The organism is Actinokineospora bangkokensis, assembly GCF_001940455.1.
Classification (GTDB): domain Bacteria; phylum Actinomycetota; class Actinomycetes; order Mycobacteriales; family Pseudonocardiaceae; genus Actinokineospora; species Actinokineospora bangkokensis.
The window spans coordinates 161,308-185,285 of sequence record NZ_MKQR01000011.1 but is presented as its reverse complement, the minus strand read 5'-3'; the positions used below and the strand labels follow the sequence as shown (position 1 = coordinate 185,285).

Genomic DNA, 23,978 nt, shown 5'->3' with positions numbered 1-23,978 from the left:
TCACACCCCGGCCCCCGGGAGCCGCCTGCGCCACCTCCACCGCACGTCACGCAGCGTGCGAGGCAAAGCCCACCGCAACCCGATCGAGGCGACACGTTCACCGGTCCGCCCGCGATCTACCGCAGACGAGAGCCGCTGAGCGGCCCACGTCCGGGTACGAGGAGGGCTTGTCATGGCGGGCTTCGGGCGCAAGCTGTGGGTGTCGGTCCGGGAGTGGTTCGACAAGCAGGCCGAGCACTGCACCAGCGTCTTCCTGCCCGACCCGGGCGGGCAGCCGGTCCGGCCCAACGAGGGCTACCTGCGGGTCTTCTTCGCGGAGGGGTTCCTGGAGAAGGCCCGGTCATGGGGCTCGGACCGGTACCCGGCGTTGCACGGGGGAGTGTCGCTGACGCTGCTCGGCGGCACCCCCGCGTTCACCACCCTGGCCCGGCCGCCGGAGAAGTGGGACGTCCCCGGCGCGCAGCTGGACTTCCCGATGACCACCCTGCTGCCCTACACCGGGGGCGTCGTGGAGGTCGAGGCCGCGCTGTACGAGGCCGCGAGCGGCGGCCCGCTCTCCACCGCTGTCGGCCTGGTCGGCAGCCTGTCCTCGCTGATGGGCCCACCCCTGTCGGTCGCCGCGTCCATCGCGGACAAGGTGTCCGACGGCCTGGACGCGGTGATGGCGGCGACGGGCGACGAACCGGTGCTGGGCCTGCACGCCTCGTTCACCTCCGAGGGGACCAACGTGCTGCGCCCCGGCCACCACGTGCTGATCGCCGCACCCCAGCACGAGCTGCGGGGCACACCCGCCATCGAGTCCGGCAGGCTCGTCCTGCGCCGCGGCGACCACACCGACCGGCTCACCGGCACCGACTACCTCGTCATCCGCGTGGAGTGCCAGGTCGAACGCGACGACTGGCGCTTCCCCGCCCTCGACGACCTCATCCGCGACGCCGGTGAGGCCTACCTGCGCGGCCAGGCCGACGTCTTCGCCGAGCGCCGCACCCAAGCCCTCGTGGCCGCCTGGACCAGCGCCGACCTGGTGGCCGCCGACCGCAAGCGGGTCGCCCTCCTGATCAAGGACGAACTCGACTCCCTCGACGTGCTCCGCCCCGCCGCCCGCCGTGTCCCCACCCTCGCCGACGCCACCCTCCCCGCCCGCGACGACACCCGCGTCCGCGACCTCTCCCTGGCAGACCTGCTGAGCTGAGCCACCGACCGTTCGGACGCCGGAGCACACGCCGGCGACCCATCGACCGAGATCAGGTCCGGGCTGCGGCGCCGCTGAACCCCGCGGGCCGCTGCTCGCCGCGGTGGGGCACGGAGACCACCACCTTCCCCACACCCGTCCGCGCCCGGAAGTGCGCCACCGCGTCGTTCGCCTGGTCGAAGGGGAAGACCCGGTCGATCACCGGGCGGAGCCGGTGCGCGCTGATCGCCCGGTTCATCCGCTCGAAGTCCGCCCGGTTGCCGACGGTGGTGGTCCGCAGGGTGGCGGCGCGGGCCAGGAACGCCGTCAGGTCCATCCCGCCGCCCGCCGCGAGGTTGCCCACCAGCGCGATGCGACCGCCCATGGCCAGCGCCGCGATCGATTGGGCGATGGACCGCCCCCCGCCGCCCATCTCCACCACGAGGTCGACGCCGCCGGTGAGGTCGCGCGCCTGGGCAGGGGTGTCGACGACCTCCGCGCCGAGCGCGAGCAGCTGGTCGGCCTTGTGCGGGCTCGACGTCGTGATCAGCACCCGCGCACCCGCGAGCCGGGCGAACTGGCAGGCGAACAGGGACACCCCGCCCGACCCCTGCAGCAGCACCGTGTCGCCCGGGCCCGTCCCCGCCAGCGCCGACCACGCTGTCAACGCGGCGCACGGCAGGGTCGCGGCCTCCTCGAAGCTCAAGTGCTCGGGCACGGCGACGAGGTCGTGTTCCCCGACGACCACCTGCTCCGCGAGCCAGCCGTCGAGCTGCACGCCGTAGAGGGTGTCCCAGCCGGGCAAGGCGCCGTAGAGCCAACCCGGGTGGAACACGCCGACCACCCGATCGCCCACCTGCCACCTCGTCACCCCGGCGCCCACGGCCTCGACGACCCCGGCGCCGTCGGAGAGCGGCACCCGCCCCCGCGGCACCGGACGTGCGTACCTGCCCTCGACGATCGGCAGGTCACGGGCGTTGAGCGAGACGGCCCGGACGCGGACCAGGACGTCACCGGGCCCGGGTGCGGCCACCGGTCGCCGCGCCTCGACGAGCGGTCCGCCCCCGCCGCTGACCTGGAACACCCGGGTGTGCGCGATCGTTTCCACGGGCTCGACGGTAGGGCGCGTGGTGTGGACGTGCGGTACCTTCGCGTCCTGGATCTGCTGCCGATCGTCCAGGAGAGCAGCCGTGGTGGCACCGGTCGACGACCTGCTCGCGACGATGCGGATCGAGGACACCCGCTACACCCGCCTCGTCGCCGCGGCCCCGTGGGGCATCGCCTTCCCCGCCCGCGACGTCGCCCGCCTCGTGCTCGTGACCGGCGCCCCGTGCTGGCTGACCGGGCCCGCGGAGCCCCGGCGGGTGGCGGACGGTGACTGCTTGCTGGTGCGCGCGGGCGTCGGCTTCGCCCTGCGCGACGAGCACGACCGCCCACTGGTCGACTGCGACGACCTCCGCGGCCGCGTCGAGGTCGGCGGGGACGGGCCGCGCACCGAGGTCGCCTCGGCCCGCTTCACCTTCGACGCCGTGGCCGCGCGGACCCTGTTCGCGCTCCTGCCCCCGCTGGTCCGGCTCGACCTCGGCGCGGGCGAGGGCGCGCTGCTGCGCGCCACCTTCGACCTGCTCGCCAGGGAGACCCGGGCGGACGGGCTCGGCGCGGGCTTCGTCGCGGCCAGGCTGTCGGACGTGCTGTTCGTCCAGGCCCTGCGCGCGTGCTGCGCCGACGTGGGCAGCGGCACGATCGGCTGGCTCGCCGCCCTGCGCGATCCCCGGCTCGCCGCCGCCATCCGAGCTCTGCACGCCGACCTGGACCACCCCTGGACCGTGGAGTCGCTGGCCCGCGCCGCCGGGATGTCCCGCTCCGCCTTCGCCGCGGCGTTCCGCGAGAAGACCGGCGACACCCCGCTGGGCTATCTCACGACGTGGCGCACCTACCGGGCGAAGGTCCTGCTGCGCGACACTGCGCTGAGCGTGCAGGAGATCGCCGTGCGCGTCGGCTACCAGACCGGCACCGCCCTCACCCGGGCGTTCCTGCGCCGCGAGGGGATCGCGCCCGGTCAGTGGCGCGCCCGGTACCGGCGTCCGCGTGCCGTGGTGTGATGCCGCAGCGGCACCACGGGGGACGGGGGGAGTGGCCGTGGAACTCGATGCGGACCTCGCTGCGGTCGCGCGGGCGCACCAGGGCGTGATCGAGGCGGAGCTGAGGGCCAGCCGCCGCACGATCCTGCACCTGTTCCGGACCCGGCTGCGCGCCGACCCGACCACCCTGGGCGCACCGGAGTTCCTGGCGCTCGCGGACGCGCCGACCGTGCACGCCGCCATCGTCCTCGCCGCCCGGGCCGCTACCGGCGCCGCGTGCGCGCTGTTCCTGGTGGACGGGGACACGCAGGTGCCGCGCGTGGTGCGGACGCACGGCGTACTCCGCGCCGCCCGCCCGGCGCTCATCGCACTGGTGGCTGCCGAGGTCCCACGCCGGTGGGCCGACCTGCGCGACGGCGATCCTGTCCCGATCGGCGCTCCCGCCCCGGGCGACGACCCGGCAGGCGCGCGCTCGCGCCGGGCGCTCGGCGAGGCCGGGCTCGTGGACGGCCACCTCTACCCCCTGCGCGCCGCCGGCGACGTGTTGGGCGTGCTGACCACGCACTACCGCCGCCCCGGCCCGCACCCCCCGCAGGGCCTCTTGGTCCTGAGCGCCGAACGGGCCCTGGCCCGCTCCACCCCGGCCTCCCGCAGCGCAACCCCCACCACCGTCACCGTGCTCGGCCCGCTGGAGACGTCCCCGGCGGCAGCGCGTTCCGGCCGGTGGAAGCCCGCGGCCACCCGTTCGTGAGCGCCATCACCCATCAGAGCCCGTGACGAACCGCCGCCCCCCGGTGTCCTAGCTGGTGCACGGGGCTCGACCACGAGCGCCGCCGAGCAGGAGGAGACCGTCATGTCGTTGGGCGACAAGATCAGCAACAAGGCCGAGGACCTCGGCGGCAAGGCCAAGGAGGCCACCGGCAAGGTCACCGGCGACGAGAAGCTCCAGGCCGAGGGCAAGTCCGACCAGGCCAAGGCCGGCCTCAAGGACGCCATCGAGGACGTCAAGGACGCCGTGGGCGACGCCGTCGACAAGGTCAAGGACGTCCTGAAGAAGAAGTAGGCCACCGCGGGCCCGCGCGCCGTCCCCGGCGCGCGGGCCCGGTGCTTCACCGGTCGAGCGCGGTGCGGCCCAGGATGGCCGTCAGGTCGGCCGAGGCGGGCAGCGTGCCGTAGGCGTTGCCCCAGTCCCCGCCGAGGCGGGTGGCGCAGAAGGCGTCGGCCACGGGGGCGGGGGAGTAGCGCACCAGCAGCGACGCCTGGAGCGCCAGTGCCATCAGCTCCACCACCCGTCGCGCCCGGGTCTGGATGGCGTCGAGGTCGGACAGTTCGCGACCGATGCGGGCAACCGCCGCGTCCAGGTGGCGGTCGGCGCCCTGGGTGGTGGCGAGTTCGGTGAACAGCGCCTGCGCCGTCTCCGGCTCCTTGGCCAGGGCGCGCAGCACGTCGAGCGCGGCGACGTTGCCCGAGCCCTCCCAGATGGAGTTCAGCGGTGCCTCCCGGTAGAGGCGGGGCATGCCGGAGTCCTCGACATAACCGTTGCCGCCCAAGCACTCCAGGGCCTCGGCGGTGAAGCCGGGCGCGCGCTTGGTGACCCAGTACTTTCCGACCGCCACGCCGATGCGGCGCAGGGCGCGCTCACCCTCGTCACCGCGCACCGCGCGGTCGGCGGCGCCCGCCAGCCGCATCGTCAGGGTGGTCGCCGCCTCGGACTCCAGCGCCAGGTCGGCCAGCACGTTGCGCATGAGCGGCTGGTCGATGAGCAGCGCGCCGAACGCCTCGCGGTGGCGGGTGTGGTGCGCGGCCTCCACGAGCGCCTTGCGCATGAGGGTGGTCGAGCCCGCGATGCAGTCCAGGCGCGTGCAGTTGACCATCTCGATGATCGTGCGCACCCCGCGACCCTCGGGGCCGACCAGCCACGCCACGGTGCCGTCGAACTCCGGCTCCGAGGAGGCGTTGGACCGGTTGCCCAGCTTGTCCTTCAGCCGCTGCACCCGGAAGGTGTTGCGCGTGCCGTCGGGCAGCACCCGCGGCACCAGGAAGCACGACAGCCCGCCCGGCGCCTGGGCCAGCACCAGGAACACGTCGCACATCGGTGCCGAGGTGAACCACTTGTGCCCGCGCAGGGTGAACACGCCGTCCTCGCCGGTCGGCGTGGCGGTGGTCGAGTTGGCGCGCACGTCCGAGCCGCCCTGCTTCTCGGTCATGCCCATCCCCGCCAGCAGGCCGCGCTTGCCCGCGGGCGTGCGCAGCCCCGGGTCGTACACCCGGCTGGTCAGCCCCGGCTCGTACACCGCGGCCAGGTCGGGGGAGTGGCGCAGGGCGGGCACCGCCGCGTACGTCATCGCCGCGGGGCACCCGTGGCCGGCCTCGGTGTGCCCCCACACCTGCAGGGCCGCGTACCGGACCACGTGCGCGCCGGGTCGCTCGTCCGCCCAGGCCGACCCGAAGGTGCCCTCCGCGACCGCGACCCGCATGAGGTTGTGCCAGGCCGGGTGGAACTCCACCTCGTCGACCCGGTGGCCGTAGCGGTCGTGGGTGCGCAGCACGGGGTCGTTGACGTTGGCCTGCTCGGCCCACTCCTGCGCCTCCGGGGCCCCGGCCAGCGCGCCCAGCCGGTGCAGGTCGTCCTCGGCCCAGCCCGCGCCCTCGCGCCGCAGCCCGTCCAGCAGGGCGGGGTTGTCGGCGGCGTCGTAGGGGGCCAGCGGCGGCGGCTGGTTGACCACCTCGTGCGTCGCGTGCTGGGTCGGCGAGGGCAGCGTGGAGGTCATGCCCGCGATGTTACGTCCGCGCTGCGGCTGTGCCAAGAGTGTAATGTCGCTGGTGATGGAACCCGAGATCGCGCTGCGCCCGCTGACCGCCCGCTCGGTGGTGCTCAGCCTCCTGCTCGGCGCCGACCCGCCCGAGCTGCCCGGCCGCGACCTCGTGCGGATGGCGGGCCTGCTCGGCGTGGGCGAGTCGGCCCTGCGCGTGGCCCTCACCCGCATGGTCACCGCGGGCGACCTGCTCCGCGAGGACGGCCGCCACCGCCTCTCCGACCGCCTCGTGCGCCGCCAGCGCAGGCAGAACGACGCCCTGCACCCCGCCACCACCGCCTGGGACGACACCTGGCACTGCGTCGTCATCACCGCCACCGGTCGCACCCCCGCCGACCGCGCCGCCCTGCGCGCCCACCTCACCACCAGCCGCCTGGCCGAGCTCCGCGAGGGAGTCTGGCTGCGCCCCGCCAACCTCCCCCTCGACCTGCCCCCGAACCTCGCCCAGACCTTCCGCGCCCACCCGGACGCCGACCCGCACGCCCTCACCGCGACCCTCTGGGACCTGCCAGCCTGGTCAGCGACGGCCACCGCCCTCCACGACCTCCACAGCGCCGCCCCGACCGCCGCCGACCGCTTCACCACCGCCGCGGCCATCGTCCGCCACCTTGCCGCGGACCCGGTCCTCCCACCACCCCTGCGCCCCGCCGACTGGCCCGCCGACGACCTCCGCGCCGCATACGCGGCGTACCGCGACGAGCTGATCGCCCTGCGCAGTGCGGGCCAGGTCTCGACCGAAAAGGTGTAACTGTCCGAAGTGGTGCGCCGATACAGTGCCGAAAGCTTTCTGAGCTGGGGAGACGCTGTGCGGTTGAAGGTCCTCGCGGTGCTGGTCGGGCTGGTGGGCGCCCTGGCGACGGCTGTTCCGGTGGCCGCGGCGACCGTGCTGCCCACGGTGCAGGTGGGTGGAGTCGACTGCGCGGGCAACTACGCGGTCACCTTCAGCGGCAGCGGCACCGACCGCGCGTACGGGATCACCTTGGACTGGTCGAACGGCGTGGGCTTCGAGGGCGCCACCGTCCAACCCGGCAAGACGACCGTCCTGGGCACCTTCCCCGACGACCTCGAACCTGTGGCGCCAGGCACGACGCTCACCCTCTCCGTGGCCTTCACCGCGCCCGACGGCACGCGAACGGCGGCGGGCTCGTACCCGTTGACCCGCACGTGCGGCTACCAGGCGCTCACCCCGGCGCGCATCCTCGACACCCGTGCGGCGGGCGGCGCCATGGGCGCGGGCGCGACCAGGCGGCTGACCGTCACCGGGGTCGGCGGGGTTCCGGCGGCAGGCGTGGGTGCGGTGGTGGTGAACCTGACGGGCACGCAACCGACGGCAGGCACGTACGTCACCGCCTACCCGGCAGGGTCGGCGCGACCGGGGACCAGCAACCTCAACCTGGCACCCGGGCAGACCGCCCCGAACCTGGCGGTCGTCCGGGTGGGCGCCGGGGGTGCGCTCGACCTGTACAACAACGGCGGCTCGGTGCACCTCGTCGTCGACGTCGTGGGCTGGTTCCCCGAGGGCTCCGACTACACCGCCCTCACGCCCGCCCGCATCCTCGACACCCGCACGACCGGCGCTGTCCCCGCCGGGTCCTCAGTGGACGTCCAGGCCGTGGGGCGCGGTGGCGTGCCCGCCTCGGGTGTGGGCGCGGTCGTGGTGAACCTGACGGGCACCGAGCCGACCGCAGGCACGTACGTCACGGCCTACCCGACAGGGTCCATCCCACCCCTCGCGAGCAACCTCAACCTCGCGCCCGGGCAGACCGCGCCGAACCTCGCCGTGGTGAAGGTCGGTTCGGGCGGCCGGTTCTCGCTGTTCAACAACGCGGGCCGCACGCACGTCATCGCGGACGTGGTCGGCTGGTTCCCGATCGGCGCCGACTTCACCGGCATGACCCCCACCCGGCTGCTCGACACGCGCAGCAGCACGGGTGCGCTCGCCGGTGGGTCCACACTCGACTTCCAGGTGACCGGGCGCGGCGGTGTGCCCGCCTCGGGGGTGGGCGCGGTGGTGGTGAACCTGACCGGCACCGAACCCACCACAGGCACCTACGTCACCGCCTACCCGACGGGTGCCACGCGGCCCGTCGCCAGCAACCTGAACCTGGGCAGGGGAGAGGTCCGGCCCAACCTCGCCGTCGTCAAGGTCGGCGCCGGAGGCCGCATCACCCTGTTCAACAACGCGGGCTCGGTGCAGCTCGTCGCCGACGTGGTGGGCTGGTTCCCCGACCGCGTGCAGCCCCGCGGGTACGCCTGGGGCGCCAACGCCGCGGCCCAGGCGGGCACCGGCGAACGCTGCGTGACAGGACCGGACTGCGGCTCGACCTCCCCCACCCGCTCCGCCGTCCTCGCCGGTGCGACCCAGGTGGCCGCCGGTTCCGGGTCCACCTACGCCTTGGCATCGGACGGCACGGTGTGGGCCTGGGGCCGCAACTACAACGGCCAACTGGGCACCGGCTCCACCTGCGCGCAACCGGGATGCCGCGTCGACACCCCGACGCGGGTCACGGGCCTGACCGACGTCACCCAGATCGCCGCGGGCCACAGCACCGCTTTCGCCCTGCGCGCCGACGGCACGGTGTGGGCGTGGGGCTACAGCGGCGAGGGAGAACTGGGCAACGGCACCCTCTGCCCGTCCACCCGCGACTGCCGCTCCGCCCTCCCCGTCCAGGTGACCGGGCTCAGCGGCATCGCCCAGATCGTCTCCGGCTCCACCGAGGACGTGTCCGACGCGGGCCGCAGCACCAGCTTCGCCCTCACCGACGAGGGCGAGGTGTGGGCGTGGGGCGACAACGGCAGCGTCTGCAAGGGCTGCGACGCCACCCTGGGCACAGGCGCCCAGTGCGTCGAGTGGGACCCCAGCGCCTGCTACGCGCCCGTCCCCGTCAAGATCCCCGATTTCACCGCCACCACCCTGTCCACCCGCGGCGCCGCGACCCTGGCGCTGCGCGAGGACGGCACGGTGTGGGCCTGGGGCGTCGAGCACCCCGTCACCCCCCGCCGGTACCAGGGCCTGGGCAACATCGTCGACATCGCGCTCGGCCCGTCCAACGCCTACGCCATCAGCGCCGACGGCTCCCTGTGGGCCTGGGGCGACAACAGCTCCGGCGCCCTGGGCAACGGCACCAAGTGCAACGTCAGCTCCTTCATCGTCCAATGCTTCGACACCGCCCCTGCCAAGGTCCGCGGCCTCACCGACGTCACCGCGGTCTCCACCGGCGGCCTCTTCGGCTGGCAAACCCCCGGCGGCGGCCACACCTTCGCCACCCTCTCCGACGGCACCGTCTGGGCCTGGGGCGACAACCGACAGGGCCGTCTGGGCCTCGGCCTCACCCCCGCCGACTGCATCACCACCTACACCCTTGAGAACGCCTGCTACGTCCCCACTCCCACCCAGGTCCCGGGTCTTGCCCGCGTCACGAGCACCACAGCGGGCCTCACGACCGGCTACGCGCTCACAGAACACTCCTTCACCACGTTCTGATGCAGGACAACGCAAACGGACACCGCCGAGCCGCGCCGGTGCTCTCACAGGATCCCGGATTCGGTGCGAGCCGGTCAGAACCGGCGAAGAATTGGTGATGGCGAGCAACGACTGTTCGCTCATCGGCTTGCCACCAAAACGATCTAGGAAATGCGGACGGCCTGGGGTGAGGGCGGCGGTTCACCCGCTTCCGCATCGTCACACAGCGTTGTTGAGTGCTCATCGAGTGCTATATTCCGAGGGCGGCGGTCGGGGTGGTGGCTCTGTGGAGAGGGGGCGCTCCGATTGGCGACGTTCCGGCTGCTCGGTCCGCTGGAGGTGTGGCACGGTGGGCAGGTCGTGCCGGTGCGGGGGACCCGTCAGCAGATCGTCTTGTCGGTCCTGCTGCTCGGCGTGGGGCGGGTGGTGCCGAGCGATCGGCTGGCTACAGCGGTGTGGGACGACGACCCGCCGGTGACGGCGCGGTCCCAGATCCAGATCAGCATCTCCAAGCTGCGGCCGTTCCTCAGCGGGCTGGGTTTCCCGAACGCGATCGCGACCCGCGAGCCCGGGTACGCCTTGACGGTTCCCGGGGAGAGCATCGACGCGGTGGTGTTCAGCGAGTTGGTCGCGCAGGGGCGGGAGGCGGCTCGCTCACAAGACCCGGAGCGGGCGGTGCGCACGCTGCGGCAGGCGCTGGACCTGTGGCGGGGGGATGCGCTGGCCGGGTCGCGCAGCCGCGTGGTGCACGCGGCGGCGCTGCGGCTGGACGAGGACCGGTTATCGGTCATCGACGACTGCGTGGGGCTGGAACTGCGGCTGGGCAGGCATCGCCAGGTGGTCAGCGAGCTGCGCGACCTCATCGCCGCGCACCCGCTGCGGGAGTGCTTCTACACCCGGCTGATGGCGGCGCTCTACCTCGACGGCAGGCAAGCCGACGCACTGGAGGTGTACCGGCGGGCTCGGTACGTCCTGGTCGAGGAGAACGGGTTGACGCCCGGGGACTCGCTGCGCGCCATGGAGCACGCGGTGCTCACCGGCACCGTGGAGGTCGCGCCGCTACCTGTGGTCGCGCCCCAACCGGCGCCGGTCGAACCCGAACCCGACGTCGAAGCCAGGGAAGTGCCGAGGCAGCTCCCGCTGCGCAGCAGGGGTTTCGTGGGGCGGGAGGAGGCGCGGGAGCGGCTGCGCTCCGCGCTGCTCGGGCCGGGGGCCGGTGACGAACCCCTGGTGGTGACCGGGGCGGCGGGGGTGGGCAAGTCGGCGTTGGCGGTGGAGATGGCGCACGAGGTCACAGACCGCTTCCCGGACGGGCAGCTGTTCGCGCGGTTGCGCAGCGGCGACGCCCGCCCGGTGCCACCGGAGCAGGTGCTGGGGTACTTCCTGCGCGCGCTGGGCGTGCCCCCCGCGACCCTGCCCACCGACCGCGACTCGTTGGAGGGCCTCTACCGCAGCAAGCTGGCGGGAAAGCGGGTGCTGGTGCTCCTCGACGACGCCGCGAGCGCCGGGCAGGTGGAGCCGCTGCTGCCCGCGGCGGTCGGGGTGGCCACCGTGATCACCAGCCGGTACGCGCTGACCGGGCTGCCCAACGCGCGGCGGGTGGACCTGCTGCCGTTCGGCCCGGAGACCAGCGCCCTGCTGCTGGCGGAGATGGTGGGCGCCGAGCGCGTGGCGGCCGAGCCGGAGGCCGCGGCGGCGATCGCCGCGTCGTGCGCCCACCTGCCCTTGGCCCTGCAGATCGCCGCGGCGAAGCTGGCCACCCGCGGACACTGGCGTTTGGTGGACATGGCCACCCGGCTCGGTGACGAGCGCTGGCGGCTGGACGAGCTCTCGCTGCACGGCACCGGGGTGCGCGCCAGCATCTCCGTGTCGATCGAGGCGCTGGGGGCGCGGGAGCGGCGGTTGCTGCTGTTGCTGAGCGCGCTGGGTGCGGGGGACTTCGGTTCCTGGGTGTGCGGGCCGCTGCTCGACGAGGACGCCACGCACGCCGCCGGTGTGCTTGATGAGCTGGTGGACGCGCGGTTGGCGGAGGTGCACGCGGGGTCGGGGAGCAACACCCGCTACCGGCTGCACGACTTGGTCGGCGTCTTCGCCAGGGAGTTGCTGGCCGCCGAGCTCACCCCCGAGGAGCGGCGGGCCGCCCTGCACCGGCTGCTGCGCTGCTGGTGCTACCTGGCGGGGGAGGCGCACCGGCGCGAGTACGGCGGCGACTTCACCGCGCCGCGCACCGACGCCGAACCGTGGCCGCTGCCCGGTTGGCTGCTCGACGACCTGCTGGCCGAACCGGTGTCGTGGTTCGAGTCCGAGCACATCAACGCCCTCACCGCGGTGCGGTTGGCTGCGGACCTGGGCCACGTGGCGTTGTGCTGCGACCTGGCGGTCAGCCTGGTGACCCTGTTCGAGGCACGCGCGCTCCGCGAGGACTGGCGCGCCACGCACGAGGTGGCGCTGGAGAGCGCCCTTGCGCACGGCGATCGTCGGGCGGAGGCCAGGATCCGCTACTCGCGGGCAGCTCTGGCGCTGGTCGAGCAGCGCTTCGACGCCGCGGGCGCGGACCTGGCCGCGGCGCTGGCGTGGTTCACCGATGCCGATGACGCGCACGGCCGCGGCCTGGCTCGACGCGGCCTGGGCACCATCGACCGCATCCAGGGCAGGCGGGAGTCGGCCCGCGACCACTACGAGCGGGCCATCGCGGACCTGCGCCGCAGCGGCGACGAGGTGGGCGAGGCCCACGTGCTGACCAACCTCGCGCAGATCGAGCTGGACTCCGGTGACCCGGCCGCGGCCGAGGACCTGCTGGGCGCGGCGCTGTCGATCTGCACCCGGCTGGGCGTGCGCCGGGTCGCGGCCCAGGCCCGGTACCGGTTGGGGCTGCTGCACCTGGACCGGGGCGCGCTCGACCGCGCCGAGGCCGAGTTCGAGGCGGTGCTGTCGTCGGTGACCGCCGCGGAGGACCCGGCGGGCAAGGGGTACGCGCTGCTCGGGGTCGGCACCGTGCACCTGGCCCGCGCCGACCTCCCCGCCGCGACGACCGCCCTGACCGAGGCGCTGGACTTGATGCGGACGGCGGGCAGCCGGGTCGGTGAGGGGCGGGTCCTGCTCGCCCGGGCGGAGGTGGCCTTGGCCTCGGGGGCCGAGGACGTGGCCGCAGACGGCCTCACCGCCGCGGAGAGCGCGTTCGCCGAGATCGGGGCGGGGGACTGGCTCCGGCGCGTGTCGGAGCTTCGCCTCGAACTCGGATAGGTTCTTATTTTCCTGCTATTGGAAAACATTGTTGGTCGCTGACACGCCTGGATAGCGGGGTGCTCGCGCGAATAGCGGGCGGATAGTCCTCGGATCGCCTGCGGAATCCCGACGGTCGCACTCTTTTCCCATGGCGGCCGACAGGGAGCGAAACCCCAGGCCACCAGCCCCGAACCGGAAGCGATGGGAGTCAGCGATGCTGGTCTGGAAATTGCGTTTGGCCCTCACCGCCGCGATGGCCGCACTCGCCATCGGAGCCGCGACGGCGTCCGTCACCGCGATCGAGCCGGTGGCCGCGCCCGTGCAGGCGGTCCAGCAGTCGGACACCCCCTGGGACTGACTCCCGGCACCTTCCGGAAACCAACTCCGCGAAAGGAAGACCCATGAGCGACGAGCGCGACCCCAAGACCGTCGAGGACCTGGCCGAGCTGGGCTACGAGGCGGACAGCTTCGAGGGGGAGGACCCCTCGCTGTGCAGCGTGTGCAGCTGGACCGTCTCGCACGCCGAGGCCTGATACCCGCCTCACGGATGGAGAGGAACACCGTGAGCGACGAGCGCGACCCGAAGACCGTCGAGGACCTGGCCGAGCTGGGCTACGAGGCGGACAGCTTCGCGTGGGACGACCCCTCGCTGTGCACCGTGTGCAGCCTGACCCCTGCGCCGCCCGAGCAGTTCTGACTCCCACACCCACCACGAACCGAGAGGAAGACCCATGAGCGACGAGCGCGACCCCAAGACGGTCGAGGACCTGGCCGAGCTGGGCTACGAGGCGGACAGCTTCGAGGGGGAGGACCCCTCGCTGTGCACCGTGTGCAGCTGGACCGTCACGGAGAACGAGTCCCTCGGTTAGGACTCACCGCTCGTGGGGTCCCGGACCAGGTCCGGGGCCCCACGGTCCACCTCGGGAAGGGGAAGCCCGATGTCCGAGTCCGAGCCGATGACCGCAGCCGACCTGCTCGCACTGGGCTACGAGGACGACTCGTTCCAGTTCGAGGACCCGTCCCTGTGCGTCGTCTGCACCTGGACCAGCCAACCCACCTACCAGGAGTAGCCGTGACCGTCCCCGTGCTCGACCCGGTGTCGCAGGTGGCCCACCGGTTGGCCGCCGAGTGGAGCCGCACGCACCGCGTCCGCCCCGACGGCGGCTGGTGGCACTTCGAGCCCACCGGTGGTGGCCCGCTGGCCCAGCAGGGGTGGAAGCTGCACGTCAGCACGGTCCCCACCACCGCCGCCGAGGCGCTGCGCCGGGTCGCGCCGATCCTGCTGCGCCGCGGGGTGCGGTGGAAGTCCGCGCGCACCGTCGAGCACCTGGCGCGGCTGTGCTCGCCGCCGAGCCCCGTGTCCCAGGCGGGGAAGTTCGTCACGGCCTACCTGGAGGACAGCGCCGACGTCGCTGACCTGGCCGAGGAGTTGCACTCCGCCACCCGGGACCTGCCCGGACCAGCGGTGCCCAGCGACCGCCGCTACCGGCGCGGCAGCAACGTGCACCTGCGCTACGGCGCCTTCGTCGGCAAGATCACCTACGCCGGGCCCGATCAGGTCCGGTCGCTGGTCGTGCTCTCCCCGGACGGCACCGCGGTCCCGGACAGCCGCAAACCGGGCGGCTACCGCCCCGAATGGGTGCCGGACCCGCTGCCGCCCGTGGCCGCACCGGCGCCGCCGGTGGGAACCGGGCTGTTCGGCCGGGGCGTGCGGATCTCCGGGTTGGTGCAGCGCTCGGTCAAGGGCGGTGTGTTCCGCGGTGAGCTCGCGGGCCGCCCGGTCGTCGTGAAGGAAGGGCGCTCGGGCACCTGCGCCGACGTCCTCGGCCGCGACGCCGTCGACCGGCTGCGCAACGAGTGGCGGCTGCTGCGCCACCTGCGCGGCACCGGCTTGGCGCCCGAGCCGCTGGACTTCTTCGTCGAGGACGACAACGCCTACCTGGTCGCGGAGTTCCTGCCCGGGGTCACCCTGCGGCGGTTCGTGGAGCGGGCCAACTACACCGGCGGCGTGGCCGCGGCGGACCTGCGGGTGCTCTGCCGCGAGGTCGCCGCGCTGGCCGACGGGCTGCGCGCGCACGGCGTCGAGCCGCGCGACTTCACCCCGAACAACATCATGGTCGACGACGGGCGCCTGACCGCCATCGACCTGGAGCTGTGCGCGTTCGCCGAGTCGCCGGAGCCGCTGTTCGAGGGGTGCACCCCCGGTTACGGCAAGCCCGGCCGCGACTCCGACCCGGACTTCGCCGTGGCCGCCACCACCCACTTCGTGCTGACCGGCGTCGACCCCTTCGTCGGCATCGGCCACGACCCCGCCCCCCACGTCGACGCGATGCTCACCGCGTTCGCCCCCGCCGGGGTCGAGGTCGAGGCAGACCTCGTGCGCGACCGCATCGGCGCACCCCCGGGCACCACGCGCTGCGACACCGACCAGGTCGTCGAAGACGCGGTGACCGCCGGGGAGGAATTGGTCGACCGCGCCGAGTGGGACCGCGGGGCGTGGCCGTGGCCGAGCGCGTGGGCGTCGGAGGCGTTCCACCCCGCGTGCTTTCACACCGGCACCACCGGGGTCGCCCAGTTCTACCTGGACCTGTTCCGCGCCACCGGTGACCGCCGCTGGGTCCGGCACGCCGCCGACCTGCTCGACCGGGTGGTCTCCGGCACCCCGTTCGTCCCCGGCACGACCCCGCCGGGACTGCACTTCGGGGTGGGCGCGCTGCCCTGGCTGCTGGCGGACCTGTCGACCCTGGTCGACGGCCGCCGCGCCCCCCTGCTGCGCGCCCGGTCGCACGCCCTCGCCGACGCGCTGGTGGCGCACGACCCCGGCGCTTGGGACATCACCCACGGGTGGGCGGGCATCGGTCTGGCCCAGCTGGGCACCCTGCTGGCCACCGGTGACCTCGATCGGCGCGGCCACGTGCTCGGCGTGGTCGAGCGGCTGCTCGACGGCGCGCAGGACCGTTCCGGTCTACCGGTGTGGCTCAAGGGCTCCGACCACAGCTACGGCTACGCCCACGGCAGCGCGGGCATCGGCTACTTCCTGCTGGTCGCCGGCACCGCCCTCGGGCACGACGCGGCCGTGGGCACGGCGGTGCGAGCCGCCCGCGCGCTGGTCGCGCTGGCCGAGCCCACCGCCCTCGGCCACAGCTGGCGCGGTGGTCCCGACCCCGGGTCGGCCCTGTGGACGCACTGGTGCAACGGTGCCGCCGGGGTCGGGGCCTTCCTGCTGGCGACCGGCCGGGCCACCGGCGACGACGACCTGGTCGAGGCGGCCAGGGGCGCCGGGCGGGCCATCACCGGCGGCCGCGCCTTCGGCAGCGCCAACCGCTGCCACGGGCTCGCGGGCGACGGGGACTTCCTGCTCGACCTGGCCGAGCCGGAGTTCCTCGACGGCGCCGAGCGCGTCGGCCGCAAGCTCGACGCCCTGCGCGTGCGCTCCGGGCGCGGCCACGCCTGGGCGCACGAGGGCGGCAGCGCCCCGCGCCCCTCCTACATGCGCGGCCACCTCGGCGTGCACGCCTTCCGCCTGCGTCTGGCAGGTCTGCTGCCGCACGCGCCCCTCACCATCCCCGGGAGCACACCATGACCGCCACCGGCGTCCCCACCACCCGGATCGACCTGTTCGCACCCGACGAGGACCACCGCCTGGTCCGGGCGAGCGCACCCGGGGTGCCCGAGTTCTCCTGCACCGCCGCCCGAGGCCTGGGCGGCCAGGTCGCGCTGCACGACTTCCGCCCGCACCGCCGTGACCCGGGCGCGGCCGCGCTGCTGCTGGCCGCGGCGGCCCGGGTGGGTGCGGAGTTCGGCGTGGCCGAGGTGGTCGCCATCCACCCGGACTGCTGGGACGCGGACCTGGTGGGCACCCGCAGGCTGCACCGCATGGTCCACATGGGTCTGCTGCTGGACGGTGACCTGCTCGCCGAGCGCGTGCGGCCACTGCCCGACGGCCACGCCGTGCGCCCGCTGGCCCCGGTGCCCGACGACGTCCTGGCGGATCTGAGCCCGCAGGGCGTCCGGCCCCTGGACCTGTCGGTCTGGCGGGAGGTCCGAGCGGGCGCGCACGGTCCGCTGATCGACCAGGCCAGCGTGGTGGTCGAGGTGGACGGGGCGGTGGTGGCGGCGGTCGCGGTCACCGAGCACCACGGGGTCCCGCTCATCGGGCACTGCGTGGCGTCCGCCGAGCACCGGGGCTCCGGGTTCGGCAAGGCGGTGCTGCTGGCCGCGCTGACCCGGTTGATCGACGTCGGGTACGCCGAGTGCCACCTGCACGTCGTCGAGGGCAACTGGGTCGCCCGCAGGCTCTACCGCTCGCTGGGCTTCACCGCGGTCCGGCCGCCGCTGCGGGTGAGCCTGATCCCCGTGGGGGGCGGAGATGCCTGACCTCGTGAAGGAGATGCTGGACCCGGACGGGGCCCGGGTGCTGGTCGCCGCTCCCGCCGAGATCGCCTCGGCGCTCGCCCGGCTGGACCCCGCGCACACCTCCCACCACCTCGGTGCGGGAGAGGTCCCGCTGTGGGCGTTGCGCTCGCCGCACCGAGCACCCGCCTCGGAGTTGGTGTCCGTCCACAACCTGCTGCACGCCAGGGAGAACCGGCAGGCGCTGCGCGAGTCGGCGTTGCGCGAGGTGGCCGAGGCCGCTCCGCGCTTGCTGGTCGCCGAGTTCTCCGGCCGGGTGCGTGCGGCGGACGTGTCGTTCCTGCGCGCCTGCGCGCAGCGGGTGCGCGCAGGCGGCAGGCTGCTGCGCGTCGTCGTGCTGCGCCACCGGGCCACCCCGTCCACTGGCGACTCTGAGGCCATCGCCGCGGTGCGGACCGCCGGGGGGATCGTGGCAACCGCGGACCTGCACCGCTGGGCGGTGGAGCGGGGGTGGGATCGCTCGCGCGTCGATGAGCTCGTCGATCGCCGCGGTGACCTCGTCACCTGCGTCGGCCGAGGTGGGGCCACCCGAGAACTGGCCGAACTCGTGGTCGGTGGTGCGGTGGTGCCGTCGCTGTCCGCTCTGCTGCTGGCGGGTGACGCCAGCGCACTGAGCGCGGTGGCTTGCGCGGTGTCGGCCGACCGACCGCTGGCCCTGGCCCGCGTCGCGCGCACGGGCGGGATCGGGGTGCGGTTGGCAGCGTTCGTCGCAGCCCACCGCGCTCACCTCGGCCCGGCCGCGGCCGACCGGGTGCTGGCGTTGGCCGAGCGGGGTGGGGTCGACCCGTCCACGCGATCGCTGCTGGCCTACCACCTCGGCCAAGCGCTCGCCAAAGGTGCGGCACCGGCGGAGAGCCTGCGGCACTTCGACTACGCCAGCACCCACGTGCCCGTCCAGGGCGGCGCGGGTGCCAGCCGGGTGGCGGCCAGCCACAACGGCGCGGCGCTGGCCCACTTGCGCACCGGCAACCGGGCAGGTGCCGCCGCGGCCGAGCGCGCCGGATTGGCCGCCCTGGCCGGGAACCCCGACCCGGCGCTGGTCGAGCAGCGGTGCCTGCTGCTGACGAACCTGGCCGACGTCCAGAGCCGAGACCCGGCCACCGCCGCCCAGGCGCTGGGCACCCGGCTGGAGTCCGCGCGCGCCGCAGCGGCGGCGCGTTCGTTGGCGGGCCTCACCTATGCGGTGCCCAAGTTGGTCGACGCCCTGCTGGCCACCGGCGACCAACCACGGGCGGAGGAGTTCGCGGAGGAGTTGCTGCGCGTCCACGACGCGTGCCCCGCACCACGCCGCGCCGACGAACTGGCAGTGGTCAAGGTCTGCTCGGCGCTGGCCGCGAGGTGCCTGGCCCACGGCGCGCCGGTGACGGCCGCGAGCTGGTACGCCGAGGCGTCGCGGCGGATGCGGCAGGCCGCCCCAGCGGCCTTCGCCGCGATGGTGCGCGCGTTGGAGGCCACCGGGGAACCCCGGGTCGACCGGCCCCTGGGCGAGATCCGGGCTGACCTCGCCCTCAGCGCGCAGGTCCGCGCCGGGCTCGACGCGCTCGCCGCGCTGGGGGCCAGGCCATGACCCCCCACGTGGACCTGCGCACCACCCGAGGGCCCGCCGTGGGCGTGCCGAGGGCGTGGTCCGTCTCCCCGGACCGCGCACAGGTCGTGGTCGCCGACAACGACAGCGTGTTGTGCTTTGCCCTGCGAGACAACGGTTCCCTAATCCCCGGTGCACCACAGTGGACGATGCCGCTAACCGAACCGGACTGGCGGGTGCTGGGGTGGGCGGGTGACCACCACGTCGTGCTCTGGTTGCCCACCAAGCCCGCGCTGCTGTGGGTGCTTGACACCACCCACCGCGGCGCCGTGGCCCGGCGGCTGCGGGTGCTGGGGCGGCCCGTGCGATGCCGGGTCACCCCCGGCGGCGGGTTGGAGGTGCTGGTGGTGCTGACCAGCCGCGGCGCGGCGGAGCTGTGTCTCTACCGCGCCGACGACGACACCTACGCGCCCATCCCCGGCACCCGGGGCGTGCGCGGGGTCGGCGGCTGGTTCGACGACACGATCATCGTCGAAGGCGACCGGCTGAGCCTGCTGCGCTTGAGCGGCGGCATCCCCACGGAGGTACCGGTGTCCTGGCCGGACGGCGTGCGCGCGGTGCGGTCGGTCGGCCGCGCCGGGTTGACCGGCATCGACGGGCTGGGCCGCTCGGTGCCCGGGATCCTCGACCCCGCGACCGGTGGGGTCCGGTGGTTCCACGACCAGGCCGGGCAGGACGCCGTCGACCTGGCCCCGTCCGGTAGCAGGTTGCTGACGATGGCCTCCGCCGACCACCGCTTCGTCTACCGGGTGCTCGACCGGCGCGGTGCCCTGGTCGGCGACCTGGTGCCGCCCCCGGGCCTGGCCACCGAGGTGACCTTCGCGCGCGACGAGCACCACCTGGTCGGGCTGCACCAGTCGCCCGCGGCGCCGCCCAGACCCGCCCACTGGGCGCTCCCCGCTGCGAGCGGACCGGCCGAGGGCGGCCCGCTGCGCTGGTTCCACCGTCTGGTCGACGACGTGCCGGAGTGGGTCTTCACCCCGCGCGACCGCGAACCGCGGGGCACGGTGGTGTTCCTGCACGGTGGTCCGCGTGGGCAGCTGCGCCAGCTCTACGACCCGGTCGTCGAGGCGCTCGTGCTCGCCGGGTGGGCCGTCGTCGGGCCGAACTACCCGGGGAGCTCGGGCTACGGTGCTGCCTACCGCGAGCGCGGCCGGGGCGACTGGGGCGGGGAAGACGCCGAGGCGGTCGCGCGCAGGCTGCGGTCCCTGGCCGCCGACGGTCGCCCCGTGCACCTCTACGGCCAGAGCTACGGCGGCTATCTCGCGCTCCTGGTCGCCACGACGACCCCGGTCGCGGCGGTCGCGGTCTGGGCGCCGGTCACCGATCTGCCCGACCTCAGCGCGGGCATGTCCGGGGTTCGCCGCCGCTGGCTCGACGACGAGCTGGGCGAGCTGCTGGGCGATCGGGCGCGGCTGTGGGAGCGCAGCCCGCTGAGCCGCGCGCCCGCCCTCGCCGCGGTGCCGCTGCTGATCGGCCACGGCACTCGGGACGACCGGAGCCCGGTCGCGCAGTCCCACCGGTTGCTGGAGGCCGTGCGCGCGGTCGACCCGCGCGCGCCGGTCCGGTTCTTCGACCACCCCGGCGGTCACTCCATCCCGGACTGGTCCGACTGGAACCGCGCCCTGGTCGACCACTACACCGAGGCTGAGGAGCGGACATGGACCTGACGGTGGCGCGGGCACTGGCCCGCGCGGGCGGGTGGCGGGCCGGGTTGGCCGCGTTGCTGGCCGTGCTGCAGGGGGTGGCCCCCACCGCGGCGGTCGTGGCCACCGGCCAGTTGATCGACGCGGTCGTCTCCAGCGACAGCGTGGGTGCGGTGCGGGGGCTGGTCCTCTTCGGGGTCGCGTCCGTGGGCGGGGTGGTGGCCTCGGCGGTCCTCGACCACCTGGTGCCCGCCCTCGACGGACGGCACGCCGCAGCCACGCACGAAGCCATCGCCGACATCACCCTGGGTACCCCGGGCATCGCGGCGCTGGAGGCACCCACCACCGCCGCGGAGCTGGCAGCCCTCGCTGAAGCCGAGCGGGCGGACGGGTTCACCCGGGCCGCCGCGAGCGCGCGCGAGGTCATCACCCGGCGCACCACCGGGCTCGCGGCCCTGGTCCTGCTGCTGTCCCTGGCCTGGTGGGCGCCACTGGTGATGGTGGCAGGCTGGCGCGGCATGGCCGTGGCCGTGCGCCGCTGGATCGACCACAGCGCGGCGGTCAGCGCCGGGGCGGGCGCGTCCACCCTGCGCAGGCCCCGCTACCTGCGGGAGCTGGCAACCGGAACGGAGGCCGCCAAGGAGGTGCGGCTCTACGGGCTCGCGGGATGGCTGGTGCGCGGATACGCCGACACCTACCACGCCGCGCTCACCGCCCTCTGGCGCGACCGTGCCACCGACCTGCGGGGGATCGGCGCCGCCGTGGCCGGGCTCGGCGTGGCACACCTGGCCGTGCTCGGGTACGCGGGCTGGGCCGCGGGCACCGGGGCGGTGTCGGTCGCCGGGCTGGCGGTGGCCGTGCAAGCCGTCCTCGGGTCCTCGGCGCTGGGATTCCTCGGAGAGCCGGAGTACGCGCTGGGACGCGCCCGCGAGGTGGCCCGGCGGATCCAGCGGCTCGCCGCGGGCACACCACCCCCGCGCACCCCGGTCATCCACGAGGGGCGGAAGGGCGCGGGCGCGATACGTCTGCGCGGTGTCCGCTTCACCTACCCCGGACGGGGTGAACCCACCCTCGACGGCATCGACCTCGACGTCCCCGCGGGGCAGTCGATCGCGGTGGTGGGCGTCAACGGTGCGGGCAAGTCGACGCTGGTCAAGCTCTTGTGCGGGCTGTACGACCCGGACAGCGGAAGCGTCGAGGTCGACACCGGTCTCGGCGTGATCTTCCAGAACTTCACCCGCTACGAGCTCCCGCTGCGCGACAACGTCTCGCTCACCCCGCGCGACGAGGACACCCTCGTCCGGGCGCTCACCTCGGCGGGCGGGGCCGACCTCGTCGACCTCGGCTGGGACACCCCCCTCTGCGCCGCCCAGGCGGGCGGCCGCGACGTCTCCGGGGGGCAGTGGCAGAAGGTGGCCCTGGCCAGGGCCTTGGCCGCGGTCGACGACGGAGCGGGTGTGCTCGTCCTCGACGAACCCACCGCCGCGCTCGACGTGCGCGCCGAGGTGGAGCTGTTCGACCGGTTCCGCGCCGTCGCGGGCTCGGTCACCACCGTGCTGGTCTCGCACCGGATGGCCTCGGTGTGCCGGGCCGACCGGATCGTCGTGCTCGACGGCGGCCGGATCGCCGAGGACGGCGCGCACGCCGAGCTGATGGCGCTCGGTGGCAGGTACGCCGCGATGTTCACCGTGCAGGCCGCGCGGTTCGCCGAGGTAGAGGAGCACTCCCGTGGTTGAGCGGTGGCGGTCGGTCGTCCTGCTGCTGGGCACCGCGTGGCGGGTCGACCGCCGCGGCTGCCTGGTCGCCCTGGTCGAACCGCTCGCGAACGTGCTGGGCCTGCTGGCCGGGCTGTGGCTGTCGCTGCTGACCACCGGCGTCTTGGACCGCGATCCCAGGCTCATCGCCCTGTCGGTCGCGGGCCTGGTCGTCGGTGTCACCGCGAGCTGGTGGGTGGACCTGTCCACCAGTGAACGCCGCCAGGTCCTCGCCGACCGGGTCGCGCACGCCTTCGACGTCGAGGTCGCCCGGCTCTGCGCCCACCTCCCCGGCCTGGACCAGCACGAGGACCCGGTGGTGCGGGACAAGGTGGAACTGCTGCGCCAGCGGCAGGGCGCGCTCGGCCGCGGCGTGGTCGCCATGGCGATGGTCGCCAAGTCGCTGCTGGGCGCGGTGACCGTGCTCGTGCTGCTGGTCGTGGTCCACCCGGTGCTGATCGCGCTGGTGCTGCTGGCGCTGCCCGCGGTCGAGGTGGCCCGCCGCCAGCAGCGGCACCGGGCCGCCGCGGAGGAGGTCTCCGCCGCACCCGGCAGGCTCGCCCGCCACCTGCGCGGGCTCGCCCACGACCGGGACGCGGGCATGGAGATCCGGGTCTTCGGCGTGGCCGGGGAGGTGCGGCGGCGCACCGCCGAAGCCTGGCGCGTCCACCGGGCTCCGCTGGACCGGGCCGAGACCCGCGCCGCACTGCTGGCGGGCGTCCGCGACACCTGCTACGCCGTCGGCGTGATCGGGGCGGTGGGCCTCGTGCTGTGGCGGGTGCTGCGCGGGCAAGCCCCCGCAGGCGATGTCGTGCTTGTGGTCTACCTCGCCGCCCAGGTGCAGACAGCGGTGGTGTGGCCGGTGGTGTCGCTGTCCGCGCTCGGCGGCACGCTGCGCTCGGCAGCGCGGGTGCAGTGGTTGCGCGAGTACGCCGACGCAGCAACCCGACCCGGCGTCACCACCGCACCGACACGGCTGACCGACGGCATCGTGCTCGACCGCGTGTCGTTCCGCTACCCGGGCTCGGGCCAGTGGGTGCTGCGCGACGTGTCGCTGACGATCGGCGCGGGGTCGGTGCTGGCGGTGGTGGGGGAGAACGGCGCGGGGAAGACCACCCTGGTCAAGCTCCTGGCGGGCCTCTACCTCCCCACCGAGGGCCGCATCCTCGTCGACGGCGTGGACCTGGCGACCCTGGACCCGGACTCCTGGCGGTCCCGGCTCGCTGCCGCGTTCCAGGACTTCGCCCGCCCGGAACTCACCGCCGCCCGCGCCGTCGGCATCGGGGACCTGCCCGCACTGGACGACACCGGCCGGATCGCCGACGCCATGACCCGCGCCGACGCCACCGGCGCCGTCCCCGACCCCGGCGTCCAGCTCGGCACGCGCTGGCACGGCGTCGACCTGTCCACTGGGCAGTGGCAGCGCCTCGCGCTGGCCAGGGCCCTGATGCGCAGGCACACCCTGCTGCGCTTCCTCGACGAGCCCACCGCCTCCCTGGACCCGGAGAGCGAGCACGCCCTGTTCGAGCGCTTCACCGCCGCTGCGGCGGAAGGTCGCGACCGCGGCATGGTCACCGTCCTGGTCTCGCACCGCTTCTCCACCGTGCGCACCGCCGACCACATCATCGTCCTGGCCGACGCCGGTGTCCGCGAGCAGGGGACGCACGCTGAACTGATTGCGGCCCAGAGCCTCTACGCTGATCTCTACCTCTCCCAGGCGCGCTCGTACCAACCGACCCGCTGACCCGCGGCCACCACGCCCCCTCGCCCCCAGGCGAGGGGGCGTCGTGCTGCGTCCCGGCATGTGGAAGGAAGGGAAGCGGA

Annotated in this window: 20 protein-coding genes; 18 read left to right on the top strand and 2 right to left on the bottom strand. The window is 74.4% G+C overall.

All coding sequences use genetic code 11. The annotated features are described in order from the left end of the window. Window positions 1-172: 172 nt before the first annotated feature. Window positions 173-1,192 (top strand): hypothetical protein, encoded by a 1,020-nt coding sequence (locus BJP25_RS11715; protein ID WP_075974901.1) that lies wholly within the window; start codon window positions 173-175, stop codon window positions 1,190-1,192. Window positions 1,193-1,244: 52 nt separating this feature from the next. Here BJP25_RS11715 and BJP25_RS11710 read toward each other — a convergent pair whose 3' ends face one another. After that, complete coding sequence (locus tag BJP25_RS11710) at window positions 1,245-2,279, bottom strand: zinc-dependent alcohol dehydrogenase family protein (protein WP_198943446.1); 1,035 nt, start codon at window positions 2,277-2,279, stop codon at window positions 1,245-1,247. Between the two features lie 82 nt (window positions 2,280-2,361). On the opposite strand from BJP25_RS11710, the gene BJP25_RS11705 reads away from it, so the two are divergent. From BJP25_RS11705 to BJP25_RS11695, 3 genes are all read left to right on the top strand, one after another. Continuing rightward, complete coding sequence (locus tag BJP25_RS11705; protein WP_084793920.1) at window positions 2,362-3,273, top strand: AraC family transcriptional regulator; 912 nt, start codon at window positions 2,362-2,364, stop codon at window positions 3,271-3,273. A 37-nt stretch (window positions 3,274-3,310) separates the two neighbouring features. Beyond that, a complete protein-coding gene (locus BJP25_RS11700) occupies window positions 3,311-4,003 on the top strand; it encodes a hypothetical protein (RefSeq protein ID WP_143219018.1) in 693 nt (230 codons plus the stop codon). A gap of 102 nt (window positions 4,004-4,105) precedes the next feature. Continuing rightward, on the top strand, window positions 4,106-4,315 hold the full coding sequence (locus BJP25_RS11695) for a CsbD family protein (RefSeq protein ID WP_075974899.1): 210 nt from the start codon (window positions 4,106-4,108) through the stop codon (window positions 4,313-4,315). A gap of 46 nt (window positions 4,316-4,361) precedes the next feature. Here the strand turns inward: BJP25_RS11695 and BJP25_RS11690 are convergent, their stop codons facing one another. Then, window positions 4,362-6,023 (bottom strand): acyl-CoA dehydrogenase family protein, encoded by a 1,662-nt coding sequence (locus tag BJP25_RS11690; RefSeq protein ID WP_075974898.1) that lies wholly within the window; start codon window positions 6,021-6,023, stop codon window positions 4,362-4,364. A 55-nt stretch (window positions 6,024-6,078) separates the two neighbouring features. Here BJP25_RS11690 and BJP25_RS11685 point away from each other — a divergent pair, with 55 nt between their 5' ends. The 14 genes from BJP25_RS11685 to BJP25_RS11645 all read left to right on the top strand — a co-directional run bounded on the left by BJP25_RS11685 (window position 6,079) and on the right by BJP25_RS11645 (window position 23,898). Further along, window positions 6,079-6,816, top strand: coding sequence for a PaaX domain-containing protein, C- domain protein (locus BJP25_RS11685; protein WP_198943445.1), 738 nt, complete (start codon window positions 6,079-6,081; stop codon window positions 6,814-6,816). Between the two features lie 57 nt (window positions 6,817-6,873). Then, window positions 6,874-9,552: an RCC1 domain-containing protein gene (locus BJP25_RS11680; protein ID WP_075974896.1), complete on the top strand. Its 2,679-nt coding sequence runs from the start codon at window positions 6,874-6,876 to the stop codon at window positions 9,550-9,552. A gap of 285 nt (window positions 9,553-9,837) precedes the next feature. Continuing rightward, window positions 9,838-12,774 (top strand): AfsR/SARP family transcriptional regulator, encoded by a 2,937-nt coding sequence (locus BJP25_RS11675; RefSeq protein ID WP_075974895.1) that lies wholly within the window; start codon window positions 9,838-9,840, stop codon window positions 12,772-12,774. Window positions 12,775-12,970: 196 nt separating this feature from the next. After that, window positions 12,971-13,114 carry a hypothetical protein gene (locus BJP25_RS34110; protein ID WP_158075639.1) on the top strand — a complete coding sequence of 48 codons (144 nt, stop codon included), beginning with the start codon at window positions 12,971-12,973 and terminating at the stop codon, window positions 13,112-13,114. Window positions 13,115-13,157: 43 nt separating this feature from the next. Continuing rightward, the gene (locus BJP25_RS36175; RefSeq protein ID WP_269844539.1) at window positions 13,158-13,289 is read left to right on the top strand and encodes a hypothetical protein; all 132 of its coding nucleotides are present in this window, start codon (window positions 13,158-13,160) and stop codon (window positions 13,287-13,289) included. A 29-nt stretch (window positions 13,290-13,318) separates the two neighbouring features. Continuing rightward, the gene (locus BJP25_RS36170; protein WP_269844538.1) at window positions 13,319-13,453 is read left to right on the top strand and encodes a hypothetical protein; all 135 of its coding nucleotides are present in this window, start codon (window positions 13,319-13,321) and stop codon (window positions 13,451-13,453) included. A gap of 34 nt (window positions 13,454-13,487) precedes the next feature. Beyond that, complete coding sequence (locus BJP25_RS34105) at window positions 13,488-13,625, top strand: hypothetical protein (protein WP_158075638.1); 138 nt, start codon at window positions 13,488-13,490, stop codon at window positions 13,623-13,625. Window positions 13,626-13,694: 69 nt separating this feature from the next. After that, the gene (locus BJP25_RS36165; RefSeq protein WP_269844537.1) at window positions 13,695-13,826 is read left to right on the top strand and encodes a hypothetical protein; all 132 of its coding nucleotides are present in this window, start codon (window positions 13,695-13,697) and stop codon (window positions 13,824-13,826) included. A 2-nt stretch (window positions 13,827-13,828) separates the two neighbouring features. Next, complete coding sequence (locus BJP25_RS11670; RefSeq protein ID WP_075974894.1) at window positions 13,829-16,339, top strand: class III lanthionine synthetase LanKC N-terminal domain-containing protein; 2,511 nt, start codon at window positions 13,829-13,831, stop codon at window positions 16,337-16,339. Next, a complete protein-coding gene (locus tag BJP25_RS11665; protein ID WP_075974893.1) occupies window positions 16,336-17,133 on the top strand; it encodes a GNAT family N-acetyltransferase in 798 nt (265 codons plus the stop codon). The genes BJP25_RS11670 and BJP25_RS11665 overlap by 4 nt, the downstream gene beginning before the upstream one ends. Next, window positions 17,126-18,736, top strand: a complete 1,611-nt coding sequence (locus BJP25_RS11660; protein ID WP_143219015.1) for a hypothetical protein — start codon at window positions 17,126-17,128, stop codon at window positions 18,734-18,736. The genes BJP25_RS11665 and BJP25_RS11660 overlap by 8 nt, the downstream gene beginning before the upstream one ends. A gap of 167 nt (window positions 18,737-18,903) precedes the next feature. Then, complete coding sequence (locus tag BJP25_RS11655) at window positions 18,904-20,424, top strand: alpha/beta hydrolase family protein (protein WP_158075637.1); 1,521 nt, start codon at window positions 18,904-18,906, stop codon at window positions 20,422-20,424. After that, window positions 20,415-22,136, top strand: coding sequence for an ATP-binding cassette domain-containing protein (locus BJP25_RS11650; RefSeq protein WP_075974890.1), 1,722 nt, complete (start codon window positions 20,415-20,417; stop codon window positions 22,134-22,136). The genes BJP25_RS11655 and BJP25_RS11650 overlap by 10 nt, the downstream gene beginning before the upstream one ends. Further along, entirely contained in the window at window positions 22,129-23,898 is a 1,770-nt protein-coding gene (locus BJP25_RS11645) for an ATP-binding cassette domain-containing protein (RefSeq protein WP_075974889.1), read from the top strand. The genes BJP25_RS11650 and BJP25_RS11645 overlap by 8 nt, the downstream gene beginning before the upstream one ends. Window positions 23,899-23,978 lie beyond the last annotated feature (80 nt).